Origin of the sequence: Rhizobacter sp. (assembly GCF_035702065.1) — a bacterium.
Taxonomy (GTDB): Bacteria; Pseudomonadota; Gammaproteobacteria; order Burkholderiales; family Burkholderiaceae_C; genus Rhizobacter.
The window spans coordinates 1-12,294 of sequence record NZ_DASSRA010000131.1; the positions used below are offsets into that span (position 1 = coordinate 1).

The 12,294-nt window shown below is 68.7% G+C and carries 9 protein-coding genes; 6 read left to right on the top strand and 3 right to left on the bottom strand.

Annotated elements, in window-relative coordinates; translation table 11 throughout:
* Positions 1 to 44 precede the first annotated feature (44 nt).
* From VFL64_RS06060 to VFL64_RS06085, 6 genes are all read left to right on the top strand, one after another.
* Entirely contained in the window at positions 45 to 824 is a 780-nt protein-coding gene (locus tag VFL64_RS06060; RefSeq protein ID WP_489539478.1) for an ABC transporter permease, read from the top strand.
* Position 825: 1 nt separating this feature from the next.
* Positions 826 to 1,614: an ABC transporter ATP-binding protein gene (locus tag VFL64_RS06065; RefSeq protein ID WP_489539479.1), complete on the top strand. Its 789-nt coding sequence runs from the start codon at positions 826 to 828 to the stop codon at positions 1,612 to 1,614.
* Positions 1,615 to 1,766: 152 nt separating this feature from the next.
* Entirely contained in the window at positions 1,767 to 5,735 is a 3,969-nt protein-coding gene (locus VFL64_RS06070; RefSeq protein ID WP_489539480.1) for an Ig-like domain-containing protein, read from the top strand.
* Between the two features lie 11 nt (positions 5,736 to 5,746).
* Positions 5,747 to 8,353 carry a PQQ-dependent sugar dehydrogenase gene (locus VFL64_RS06075; protein ID WP_489539481.1) on the top strand — a complete coding sequence of 869 codons (2,607 nt, stop codon included), beginning with the start codon at positions 5,747 to 5,749 and terminating at the stop codon, positions 8,351 to 8,353.
* A 146-nt stretch (positions 8,354 to 8,499) separates the two neighbouring features.
* A complete protein-coding gene (locus tag VFL64_RS06080) occupies positions 8,500 to 9,573 on the top strand; it encodes a sensor histidine kinase (RefSeq protein ID WP_489539482.1) in 1,074 nt (357 codons plus the stop codon).
* A gap of 3 nt (positions 9,574 to 9,576) precedes the next feature.
* The gene (locus VFL64_RS06085) at positions 9,577 to 10,347 is read left to right on the top strand and encodes a LytR/AlgR family response regulator transcription factor (RefSeq protein WP_489539483.1); all 771 of its coding nucleotides are present in this window, start codon (positions 9,577 to 9,579) and stop codon (positions 10,345 to 10,347) included.
* Positions 10,348 to 10,349: 2 nt separating this feature from the next.
* Here VFL64_RS06085 and VFL64_RS06090 read toward each other — a convergent pair whose 3' ends face one another.
* The 3 genes from VFL64_RS06090 to VFL64_RS06100 form a co-directional block, all read right to left on the bottom strand.
* Positions 10,350 to 10,979, bottom strand: coding sequence for a glutathione S-transferase N-terminal domain-containing protein (locus tag VFL64_RS06090; RefSeq protein WP_489539484.1), 630 nt, complete (start codon positions 10,977 to 10,979; stop codon positions 10,350 to 10,352).
* Between the two features lie 47 nt (positions 10,980 to 11,026).
* On the bottom strand, positions 11,027 to 11,296 hold the full coding sequence (locus tag VFL64_RS06095) for a hypothetical protein (RefSeq protein WP_489539485.1): 270 nt from the start codon (positions 11,294 to 11,296) through the stop codon (positions 11,027 to 11,029).
* Between the two features lie 219 nt (positions 11,297 to 11,515).
* Positions 11,516 to 11,698, bottom strand: coding sequence for a hypothetical protein (locus VFL64_RS06100; protein WP_489539486.1), 183 nt, complete (start codon positions 11,696 to 11,698; stop codon positions 11,516 to 11,518).
* Between the last annotated feature and the right edge of the window lie 596 nt (positions 11,699 to 12,294).

The window sequence follows — 12,294 nt, forward strand, 5'->3', positions numbered from 1 at the left end:
CACCCGCTCAGCCTGAGGTATCGAAGGCCCACTCCGACTCCCGCGTGACTCCTCTCAAGCCAATCCCACCCGCCACGCGCATCGCGCTTGGCATCGCGTTCTTCGTGCTCTTCGTCGCCGCCTGGGCCCTCGCCACCCTGGGCGGCTTCGTCTCCAAGACCTTCCTCGCCGACCCCCTCACCATGGTCAAGGCCGGCTGGACCCTGCTCGCCGAGATGGGCTTCGCCAAGGACATCGCCATGACGGTCTGGCGCGTCGTCGGCGGCTTTGCGCTCGCTGCGCTGGTTGCGCTGCCGCTGGGCGTGGCCATGGGCGCCTACAAGCCCATCGAGGCCTTCTTCGAGCCCTTCGTCTCGTTCGCGCGCTACCTGCCGGCCAGCGCCTTCATTCCGCTGCTGATCCTGTGGGCCGGCATCGGCGAGGCACAGAAGCTGGCCGTCATCTTCATCGGCAGCTTCTTCCAGCTGGTGCTGATGATCGCGGTGGTGGTGGGCAACACGCGGCGCGACCTGGTGGAGGCGGCCTACACGCTGGGCAGCAGCGACAAGAGCCTGGTGCGGCGCGTGCTCATCCCCGGCGCCGCGCCCGAGATCTGCGAGATCCTGCGCATGGTGCTGGGCTGGGCCTGGACGTATGTGATCGTGGCCGAACTCATCGGCGCTTCCAGCGGCATCGGCCACATGATCACCGACAGCCAGGCGCTGCTGGCCACCGACCAGATCATCTTCGGCATCATCGTCATCGGCCTGATCGGGCTGGTGAGCGACATGGCCTTCAAGGGCTTGAACCGGCGCCTGTTCCCCTGGGCCCAGTTGGGGCGATGACATGAGCACCGTCCTCTCCGTCCGCAATGTCAGCAAGCGTTTCGCCTCCGCCAGCGGCGAGACCTTGGCGCTGCAGTCCACCGACCTTGCCGTGGCCGAGAACGACTTCGTCACCATCCTCGGCCCCTCGGGCTGCGGCAAGAGCACGCTGCTGCGCATCGTGGCGGGGCTGGACACACCGACCGCCGGCGAGGTGCTGCTCGACGGGCAGCGCATCGCCGGCCCCGGCGCCGACCGCGGCATGGTGTTCCAGAGCTACACGCTCTTCCCCTGGCTCACGGTGCGCGACAACGTGTGCTTCGGCTTGCGCGAGCGCGGCCTGCCGCGTTCGCAGCAGATCGAGATCGCGCAGGGCTTCATCCGCAAGGTGGGCCTTGAAGGCTTCGAGCACCACCACCCCCGGCAGCTCTCGGGTGGCATGCAGCAGCGCACCGCCATCGCCCGCGCGCTCGCCAACGGCCCGCGCATGCTGCTGATGGACGAGCCCTTCGGCGCGCTCGACCACCAGACGCGCGAGCTGATGCAGGAGCTGCTGCTGGGCATCTGGGAGGCCGAACGCAAGACAGTTCTCTTCGTCACCCACGACATCGACGAGGCCGTCTTCATGGGCAGCCGCGTGGTCGTGATGAGCGCGCGCCCCGGGCGCATCAAGCTCGACCGCGCCGTGCCCCTGCCGCACCCGCGGCACTACTCGGTCAAGACCACGCCGGAGTTCATGGCCCTCAAGGCCGAACTGACCGAGCAGGTGCGCGCCGAGGTGCTGGCCGCCCAGGCAACTGCCCCCGCCTGAGGGTTCTCCCGAGCAGCCGGCACCCGCCTGGTTGACAGCCGGGCTCCATCGCCATATAAAACAAACATTCTTAAAACGCGTTGAGTAGAACAAACGTTCTAAACGCGTTCCACAAAAGTGGCGCCGGCAACGGACGCCCCAAGGAGACGTCGATGGAGCTCACCGGTCTTTCGTCCGGGGTACGGTCTCATGCGACCGCGGCCCTGTTCTGCCTGTCCCTCTGCACCCTGCATGCCCCCGCGCATGCCGATGGGCCCGGCCTGCCCAACCTCAGCTACAGCAGCAGCGAGGTGTTCAAGCCGCTCACCATCCTCAACAGCGACGTGGGCGGCAGCGCACGCGGCCACGGCACGGTGCAGATGGTCAACGGCTACCTGTTCGTGCCCTTCGGCCGCGACTCGGGCGCCTCGGGCGGTGGTTTCTCGTTCTACGACATGAGCAACCCGCGCGCGCCGGTGAAGGTCTCGCAGACCAACGTCACCGCGCTGCGCGAGCCGCACGGCTTCGGTTTCAGCAACAGCTATGCGGGCCGCTACGCGGTGATGCAGTCGATCGGCGGCATCCAGTTCTGGGACTTCACCAACGCGCTCGCGCCCACTCTGCTCAACTCGATGACGCTGCCCGGCATCGCCGAGTCCGACTACGCGCTCGGCGCGTGGTGGGCCTTCTGGCAGGCGCCCTACGTGTACGTGGGCGGCTCGGGCAATGGCCTGTACATCGTCAACGCGGCCGACCCGCGCAACCCGGTGCACGTGAAGACCGTGCCCACCAGCACCTGGGGGGGCTTTCGCGTCGGCCCGGTGTTCGCGGTGGGCAACCTGCTCGTGATGACCAGCACCGACCAGAGCGGCCTGGTCACCATGGACATCAGCGACCCGATCAACCCCCGGGTGCTGGCGGCCACCTCGTCGCTGGCCGGCCAGTACAGCGGCATCGTCAATGGCGAGCGCATCGTGACGGCCGGCACCGACAACCGGCTGCACGTCTATGACATCAGCAACCCGAGCGTGATCACGCAGGTGGCGCAGTCGGCCGACCAGGGCGGCAAGGGCGGCTACGTGTCGACCCAGCGCGGCTTTGCGCATGCGGGCTTCTCGGTCAAGTACGCCAAGGTGAACCTAAGCGACGGCAGCACCGCCGGCACAGGCAGCTCCAACATCACCAACCGCGACGAAGACTTCGGCACCGTGTTCGGCAACCTGGTGCTGGTGGGCAACGACCACGGCAACGGCAGCGCGATCATTCCGCACCAGACCTCGCCGCTCAGCGGCGCGCCGGCGGTGAACATGGTCTCGCCCAAGAACAACGCGACCGACCAGCCGACCAGCAGCCGCATCGGCATCACGCTCACCGACCAGATCGACCTGCGCACCGTCTCCACCAGCACCTTCATCGTGCGCCCTGTCGGCGGCTCGGCCATCTCGGGCAAGTACAGCGGGCAGTCGGGCATCCTCAACTTCTGGCCCGATTCACCGCTGCTGCCCGGCACCACCTATGAAGTGGTGGTGCCTGCCGGCGGCATGAAGGACGACGTCAACATCGGCGTGGCTGCGTTCAGCTCGCGCTTCACCACCGCCGGCACGCCGCCCGGCGTGGCCTGCACGCTGGGCACGCGCACGCCGGCGGTGGTGGGCAGCTCGGTCTCGTTCAGCCCGGCCAGCGCGAGCGGCAGCAACCTGCAGTACGCGTGGAACTTCGGCGACGGCACCAGCACCGCCTTCTCCAACACCGCCTCGGCCAGCAAGACCTACAGCAACCCCGCGCACTACCCGGTGATCCTCACGGTGCGCAGTGGCACGGTCACCAGCACCTGCTCGGCCACGCAGACCATCCACACCCAGCCCACGGCGACCGCGCCGCGCGCGTCGAGCACCATCGCCTTCGACGCCGGCCGCAACCGCGTGTGGGTGGTGAACTCCGACAACGACTCCGTCACCGCCATCAACGCCGCCACCAACACGCGGCTGTTCGAGCAGGCCGTGGGGCTGAACCCGCAGACCATCGCGCAGGCGCCCGATGGCCGCCTCTGGGTCACCAACCAGGGCTCGGGCAGCATCAGCATCCTCGACCCGGCGAGCGGCGCCGTCGCACAGACGATCACGCTCGGCAACGGCACGCGGCCGTTCGGCGTGGTGTTCAACCCGCTGGGCACGGCCGCCTTCGTCACGCTGCAGGGCTCGGGCCAGGTGCTCAAGATCAACCCGAGCACGGGTGCCGTGCAGGGCACGCTCACGGCGGGCACCTCGCCGCGCGGCCTGGCCATCTCGGGCGACTCGAACCGCCTGCTGGTCACGCGCTACATCTCGCCGGCCAGCCGTGGCGAGGTGATCGAAGTGAACCCCAGCGCCTTCACCGTCACGCGCACCTTCGCGCTGGCCACCGACCCCGGCCCCGACACCGAAGCGAGCGGCCGCGGCGTGCCCAACTTCATCAGCTCGGTGGCCATCCACCCCGACGGCAAGCGTGCCTGGGTGCCGTCGAAGAAGGACAACACGCTGCGCGGCACGTTCCGAGACGGCAACGCGCTGACCTTCGAGAGCACGGTGCGCACCATCGTGTCGCAGATCGACCTGGAGAACAACACCGAGGTGCTGAGCGCACGTGTCGACTTGAACGACCGCGACATGGCCAACGCCGTGGCCTTCACGCCGCTCGGCGACTACGCCTTCGTCTCCACCCAGGGCACCAACCAGATCGAGGTGATGGACGCCTACAGCCGCCAGCTCGTCACCGGCATCGTCAACGTGGGCCGGGCGCCGCGCGGCCTGCTGGTCACGCCCGCCGGCCGCCTGTACGTGCAGAACTTCATGTCGCGCAACGTGGGCGTGTACGACATCAGCGGCCTGCTCAACGCCACCAGCAACACGGCGCCCAAGGTGGTCGACATTGCCGCGGTGAGCGGCGAGGCGCTGCCCGCCAACGTGTTCAACGGCAAGCGCATCTTCTACAACGCCGACGACCGGCGCATGAACCGCGACAAGTACATCAGCTGCGCCAGCTGCCACCAGGACGGCGGGCACGACGGCCGCGTGATGGACTTCACCGACCGCGGCGAAGGCCTGCGCAACACCATCCCGCTGAACGGCCGCCGCGGCATCGGCCAGGGGCGCGTGCACTGGACGGCCAACTTCAACGAGATCCAGGACTTCGAGCACGACATCCGCAACAACTTCGGCGGCACCGGCTTCCTGACCGACGCGCAGTTCAACACCGGCACGCGCAACCAGCCGCTGGGCGACCCCAAGGCCGGGCTGAGCACCGACCTCGACGCACTGGCCGCGTACGTGAGCTCGCTCACCAGCGTGGGCCCCAGCCCCTACCGCAACGCCAACGGCTCGCTGACCACCGACGCGGTGGCCGGCCAGGCCATCTTCAACGGCAGCGGCGGCTGCGTGGCCTGCCACTCGGGCGCCGACTTCACCGACAGCGCGAGCGGCGTGCTGCACGACGTGGGCACCATCAAGGCCTCGTCGGGCAAGCGCCTGGGCGCCACGCTCACCGGCCTGGACACGCCCACGCTCAAGGGCCTTTGGGACACCGCGCCCTACCTGCACGACGGCTCCGCCGCCACGCTGCTGGACGTGCTCACCACCGCCAACCCGAGCGGCCGCCACGGCATCACCGCGGGCCTGAGCGCGACGCAACTCAACCAGCTGGTGGCCTACCTGCAGCAGATCGACGACAGCGTGGACGCGACCACGCCAGTGACCATCAGCAACCTGTCGGTGAAGGACACCGCCAACGCGGCCGACTGGTCGATCCAGAACAGCCTGCAGAACGGCGCGGTGCAGTACGGCGACCGCACCTACGCCTTCACCACCGTGCCGTCCATCGTGGTGGGCGGGCGCTGGATTCGCACCGCCAACGACTCGAAGAGCTTCACCGCCGACCCGACCGTCACCTTCAACATCAGCCAGACCGCCGATGTCTACGTGGCCATCGACGACCGCGTGGGCGCCCGGCCCTGGATGACGGGCTGGACCAACACCGGGCAGAAGCTCGTCAACAACGAAGGTGAGCCCAGGAGCTTCACCCTGTTCCGCAAGAACTTCCCTGCCGGTGCGGTGAGCCTCGGGCCATCGACCTCGGCCGGCAGCATGTACACGGTCATCGTCAAGTAAGGAGACGACTCATGTTCACATTGAAAAGCTGGCGCCTTCGTTGGGGTCATCCTGTCGCCTGGCTGGCAGCGCTCTTGCTCGCCGCCGGCGCGGCCCAGGGCGCCAGCGTGCCCACCGGCTTCAACGACCGCCAGGTCGCCAGCGGCCTCACGAGCCCCACCTCGATGGCCGTCATGCCCGACGGCCGCGTGCTGGTGGTGCAACAGGACGGCATCGTGCGCATCATCAAGGCCGATGCCATGCTCACCACGCCCTTTTACGCTGCGCCCAACGTTGACGCGACCAACGAGCGCGGGTGCCTGGGCGTGGTACCCGACCCGGCCTTCGCCACCAACCACTACGTCTACCTCTACTGCACCACCAAGGTCGGCAGCGTGAGCCGCAACCGCGTGCTGCGCGTGACCGAGGCCAACGACGTGGCGGTGGCCGGCAGCGAGCGCGTGATCTTCGAGCTGCCCGACGTGCCCAGCGCCACCAAGTGGCACATGGGTGGCGCAATGCGCTTCGGCACCGACGGCAAGCTCTACGTCGCCGTGGGCAACCACGAGGACAACCCGCAGCCGGTGGCCACCGCCAACTCGCAGAACCTGGCCAGCGCCTTCGGCAAGATCCTGCGCATCAACGCCGACGGCACCGTCCCGAGCGACAACCCCTTCTTCACCAACGCCACGGCCTACAAGGCAGTGTGGGCGCTGGGGTTCCGCAACCCCTTCGTGCTCGACATCCAGCCCGGCACCGGCCTCACCTACATCGGCGACGTGGGGCAGGGCAGCTGGGAAGAGGTGAACCGCGGCCAGGCCGGCGGCAACTACGGCTGGCCGGCGGTGGAAGGCAGCAGCACCAACACGAGCTACCTCAACCCGGTGTACGCCTATCCGCACAGCGTGGGCTGCTCCATCACCGGCACGGCCTTCTACAACCCGGCCACGGCCAGCTTCGGCACCGGCTACGTGGGCCAGTTCTTCTTCAGCGACTTCTGCAACGGAACTGTTCGGTACTTCAACCCGGCCACGCCCACCGTGATCAACAACTTCGCCAGCGGCATCGGCAACCCGACCAACATCGGCGTGGCCCCCTCTGGCGCGATCTACTACCTGGCGCGCAACCAGGCCACCGGCACGCCCGCGCCGGGCGCGGGCACGGTGGGCAAGATCAGCTACACCGGCAGCCAGGCGCCGCGCATCACGGCGCAACCGCAAAGCCAGACGGTCTACATCGGCACGCCCGCCACCTTCAGCGCGGCGGCCGACGGCGCCACCTCGGTGCAGTGGCAGCGCAACGGCGCCAACATCAGCGGCGCGACGAGCGGCAGCTACACGCTCAGCAACCCGCAGGTGGCCGACAGCGGCGCGCGCTTCCGCGCCACCTTCACCAACAGCTTCGGTAGCGTGACGACCGATGAAGGCACGCTCACGGTGACAACCAACCGCTCGCCCACCGCACGCATCGACACGCCCTCGGCCACCTACGGCTTCGCCACCGGCGACGTGGTCAGCTACAGCGGTGTGGGCACCGACCCCGAGGACGGCAACCTGGCCGGTGCCAACCTGACCTGGAAGGTCGACTTCCAGCACGACTCGCACGCGCACACCTTCGTCACACCGGTGACGGGTTCGAGCGGCAGCTTCACCGTGCCCGACTTCGAGGCCAGCGAAGCCAACATGTGGCTGCGCATCACGCTCACCGTGCGCGACTCGTCCGGTGCCACCAACACCGTCACGCGCGACATCTACCCGCGCACGCAGTTGAGCAGCTTCCCGCTCATCGGCACGCCGGCCAACGGCTGGGGCCCGTACGAGGTGGACCGCAGCAACGGCGAGCAGGGCGCGGCCGACGGCCGCCCGCTGTCCATCGGCGGCGTGCCTTACCCGCGCGGCCTGGGCACGCATGCGCAGTCGGACCTGCGCTTCAACCTCAACCGCGCCTGCAGCGGCAGCTTCATCGCCGACCTGGGCGTGGACGATGAAGTGGGCGACAACGGCAGTGTCGTGTTCCAGGTCTACACCGACGGCACGCTGGCCTACGACAGCGGCACCCTCACCGGCGCCTCGCTGCGCAAGACCGCGCTCGTCAACGTGGCCAACGTGGCCGAGCTGCGCCTGGTCGTCACCGACGCTGGCAATGGCAACGGCTACGACCATGCCGACTGGGGTGGCGCACGCGTCACCGGCTGCGGCGCGCCGCCGGCCGTGACCATCTCCAACCTGGCGGTCAGCGATGGCGCCAACTCGGCCGACTGGTCGGTGCAGAGCAACCTGCAGGCGGGCAACACCGCCTACGGCGACCGCACCTACACATGGAGTGCCGTGCCCGCCGCGGTGGCCGGCGGCCGCTGGATCCGCACCGCCAACGACTCCAAGAGCTACACCGGCACGCCGCTGGTGAGCTTCGCGATCTCGGCCGCGGCCGACGTGTACGTGGCGCTCGACAACCGCTCGGCGCTGCCGTCGTGGGTGGACAGCAGCTGGACCGACAGCGGCGTCGACCTCACGCAGGCGGAAAGCGGCACCGTCTCCCGGGGCTTCAGCCTCTGGCGCAAGCGCTTCAACGCCGGGACCGTGACGCTCGGGCCGTGGAACAACGCTGGCACCAGCATGTACACGGTGATCGTGAAGTAAGCCGCCGTCTGTTTGGCGGGGCTGGCAGGCGAGACGCCTGCCGGCCCCTTTTGCTTTGGGCCGCGCTCCCGTCGCCCGGCCCCGCAAAACCGTGCTTCGTCGCAGCCGGCTTGGGGCCTGCCCCGGGGCCGGGTTATCGTGGCCGCATGAGTTCTCCCGTTTCCCCCGACCGACCCCGCCATGGCCTGCTGGCCGTCCTGCGGGGCGCGTTGACCGCCCGGCGGGTGCTGCTGACGCTGGTGTTCTCCACGCTGGCGGCGATCGCCCTCAACCCCATCTTCGTGACGCCGTTCTACAGCGTCTGGGCGCGCACGGTCTTCGTCGGCCTGGCGCTGCTGTTCGCCTTCGAGATCGCCGGCCACTGGCCGCTGCGCTGGGTGCCGCGCTGGGTGGCGCAGGTGGTGGCGGTGGGCCTGGCCGCGCCGGTGGCCACGCTGGTGGCCTACATGTTCATCGTGCGCGGCGACGTGATGCAGTTCCTGCGGCACGAAGGCTTCGTCTCGGGCTTCGTGTCGATCAGCGGCACCAGCCTGGTGGTGGGCCTGGTGCTGGCGCTGGGCGCGCTCTTCCGCGAGCGCGACTCCCAGGCGCGCGCGCAGGAGCTCGCGTTCGCACTGGAGCGCAGCCAACTGGAGAAGCAGGCGCTCGACGCGCGGCTGCGCCTGCTGCATGCGCAGATCGAGCCGCACTTCCTCTTCAACACCCTGGCCAACGTTCAGCAGCTGGTGGAGTCGGGCTCGCCGCGCGCCGCGCCGGTGCTGCAAAGCCTGATCGCCTACCTGCGTGCCGCCGTGCCCACCCTGGGCGACAAGAACCCCACGCTCGGCACCGAGATGGCCCTGGTGAAGGCCTACCTGGAGCTGATGCGCATGCGCATGCCCGACCGGCTGGAGTTCGAGGTGGCCTGGCCGAACGAGCTGGCCGCGCTGAGCTTCCCGCCCATGGCCTTGCTGACGCTGGTGGAGAACGCCGTGCGCCACGGCATCGACCCGAGCGAGACCGGCGGGCACATCCGCGTGGAGGCGCGCGAGCAGGGCGGGCAGGTGGAGGTGTCGGTGGCCGACACCGGCATGGGCATGAGCGAGACCGCTGCGCCCGGCACCGGCCTCAACAACCTGCGCGAGCGGCTGCGGGCCTTCTTCGGTGACACTGCGCAGCTTCAGATGCTGCAGGAATCGCCGCACGGCTTGAAGGCGATCATCGTCTTTCCCCGAAGCTGACCCATGCCCACCGCCCTGATCGCCGACGACGAACCTCTGCTGCGCGAGCGCCTGGCCGGCCTGCTGGCCCGCCTGTGGCCCGAGCTCACGGTGGTGGCGCAGGCGCGCAACGGCCGCGAGGCGGTGGAGATGTTCGACGAGCACGCCCCGCAGGTGGTGTTCCTCGACGTGCACATGCCGGGCCTGAACGGCGTGGAGGCGGCGCGCTCGATCGCGCGGCGCGCCGAGGTGGTGTTCGTCACCGCCTACGAGCAGTACGCGGTGACGGCGTTCGAGCAGGGCGCCATCGACTACGTGGTCAAGCCCTTCGACGAAGCGCGCCTGGCCGACACGGTGCAGCGCCTCCAGCAGCGCCTCGCGCGCGCGCCAGGCGGCGAGAGCGAATCGCTGGACACGGTGATCGAGAAGGTCTCCGCCGAGCTGCGCCGCCGCGGTGCGGGCGGCTCAGGCTGGCTGCAATGGATCAAGGCCTCGGTGGGCAACAGCGTGCGCCTGATCCCGGTGGAGCAGGTGGCCTACCTGCGCTCGGACGAGAAGTACACGCTGGTCGTGTGGGAGGGCGGTGAGGCGCTGATCCGCAAGACCATCCGCGAGCTGGCCGACGAGCTCGACCCCGACCGCTTCGCCCAGGTGCACCGCTCGGTGATCGTCAACCTGCACCAGGTGAGCCAGGTGGACCGTGGGCCGAATGAGACGGCCGAGGTGCGGCTCAAGGGCCGCAACGACGTGCTGCCGGTCAGCCGCAGCTATGTGCACGTGTTCCGGCACATGTGAGCTCAGCGGTTGAAGTGTCTGGCGAAGATCGGCGCGATGTCGGGATGGGCCTCGATGCGCTGCAGCGCGGCATAGAACGCGGGCTTCGCAGCCTTCAGGTGCGCCCGCGACCCCGACCACTTGGAAACCACCGCTGCCAGCATGTCCAGTGCAGCCGGCTGGTCACCCTCCTGCATCAGCTGCACCTGGAACTGCTCGGCGAACACATCCCAGTAGTGATGCAGCCGGGCGCGCGTGCCGCGCACGATGCGTTCGCGTGCCGAGTCGTCGATGTCGGCGCACCAGCGCTCGGGGTAGTCGTTGACGCCGATGGCGGCGTAGCAGTTGGCGGCGATGTACACCAGGCCGCGGATGGCCTGGGCGCGCCGCGATTCATCGTCGGGCAGCAGGGCGGCCTTGGGGAAGGCCAGGCCCAGGTGGATGAGGATGGCCGCGCTCTCGGTGAGTACGCTGCCGTCGGGCAGCGCCAGGGTGGGGATCTGCTGCAGCGGGTTGACGGCGCGCAGCTCGGTGAGCGCCGAGGTGGGCTCCCAGGTGGCGGCGTTGACGATGCGGTAGGGCGCCTTCGTGCGTTCCAGCGCCGCTTCAATGGCGGCCGAACCTGAACCCGAGGACCCGAAGAGAACGTGCATGGCGGTTCACCTGTTGCGACGATGAACCGCGAGGGTAACTTGAGCGATCAATCTCTTGCGCGCAGCAGGCGCACGCCGCGGCTCTCGGGCGCCGGGGTCGCCTTCTTCGTGGTGTCGGCCGCCACCTGGGCCGTGGGTTGTTCGCGCCGGGCGACGATCTCCACGCGCTCCAGCATCACCACCTCGGGCGGCATGCCTTGCGCCAGCAGCACCTCGTCGTTGCGGGGCGTGTAGGTGGCCAGGGCGGAGGCGAAGCCGATGGTGCCGGCGATCAGTGTCGCGAAGGTCAGCAGCGGGGCGAAGAAGCGGTCAAGCATGGTGGGCTCCGGGTGGGGTGCGTTGGGGTCAACTCTAGGCAGCGAGGTGGGCGGCGCACAGCGGATTGCGATGAACTGCCGGAAGTGCGGGATGAACCGCACTGCGGCGGGATGTGGGCGAAAAAAAGGCGACAGGCTCATGCCGTGTCGCCAACAGGAGATCCGGATTCGTCAGGCCGGTACCGGGGTCGCCGGCTCGGCCTGCCTGGTCCGGATGTTTCAGGAACTGGTGCGCTTGCCGGTGATGACCACCGCTTCGAGCTGGATGACCGGCGCCGGGGACTTGGCCATCTCGGCGGCCGGCTGGGCGACAGGGGTGGCAAGCAGGGCGCTGGCGATCGCCACGTGGCCGGCGATCAGAACCAGGAAGGTCAGGGCGGGGGCGGCGATGCGTTCAAACATGATGTTCTCTCCGGGGTTGTGTGTTGCGTTGGAGTGAACTTTAGGCAGCGGGTCTGGGCTTTCCCACTGGATTGCGACGAACTGCGGGAAGGGCGGGATGGGGTGCAATGGGGGCGGATGTGCCGGTTGCGCTGCTTCGGCCGGAACGGCCTTCCTCGCACGCCACCAGCCGTTCGGGCTGAGGTATCGAAGCCTTTGTGCTGCTCTTCGTGGGTCTTGTTCACTGCGAGAGGCCGCGCCGGGATATGCGCCCGGCGGCGCACCTTCTTTTCTTTGCTTGCCCAAAGAAAAGAAGGCAAAAGAAAAGGCACCCTGCTCGCCGGTCGGCCTAGGGCCGACTGCTCTGCGCTGCTCGTTCTTGGGGGCTCGCGCCCAACTCACTACGCGGCCCTGGGCCGCTGCGTTCAGACAGGCGGCGCGAAGTCAGAGGACGAAGCGTGCTGCGCACGCAGCCCCCAAGCCCTGCGCTGCTCGACGGCTCACCAAGGGGCCCAAGAGAAAGCTCGCCTTCGGCATCGTGTCTCGGCTCGCTTCGCTTTGCCGTGATCAAGCCGATGCGAAGCGAGGCGAGACGAGGAGTAGTGCTGTCGCAGCAG

Excerpts from the sequence above, each read along its gene's own strand:
- VFL64_RS06065 (WP_489539479.1), top strand. The coding sequence starts at position 826 with ATGAGCACCGTCCTCTCCGTCCGCAATGTCAGCAAGCGTTTCGCCTCC.
- VFL64_RS06070 (WP_489539480.1), top strand. The coding sequence starts at position 1,767 with ATGGAGCTCACCGGTCTTTCGTCCGGGGTACGGTCTCATGCGACCGCG.
- VFL64_RS06075 (WP_489539481.1), top strand. The coding sequence starts at position 5,747 with ATGTTCACATTGAAAAGCTGGCGCCTTCGTTGGGGTCATCCTGTCGCC.
- VFL64_RS06080 (WP_489539482.1), top strand. The coding sequence starts at position 8,500 with ATGAGTTCTCCCGTTTCCCCCGACCGACCCCGCCATGGCCTGCTGGCC.
- VFL64_RS06085 (WP_489539483.1), top strand. The coding sequence starts at position 9,577 with ATGCCCACCGCCCTGATCGCCGACGACGAACCTCTGCTGCGCGAGCGC.
- VFL64_RS06090 (WP_489539484.1), bottom strand. The coding sequence starts at position 10,979 with ATGCACGTTCTCTTCGGGTCCTCGGGTTCAGGTTCGGCCGCCATTGAA.
- VFL64_RS06095 (WP_489539485.1), bottom strand. The coding sequence starts at position 11,296 with ATGCTTGACCGCTTCTTCGCCCCGCTGCTGACCTTCGCGACACTGATC.
- VFL64_RS06100 (WP_489539486.1), bottom strand. The coding sequence starts at position 11,698 with ATGTTTGAACGCATCGCCGCCCCCGCCCTGACCTTCCTGGTTCTGATC.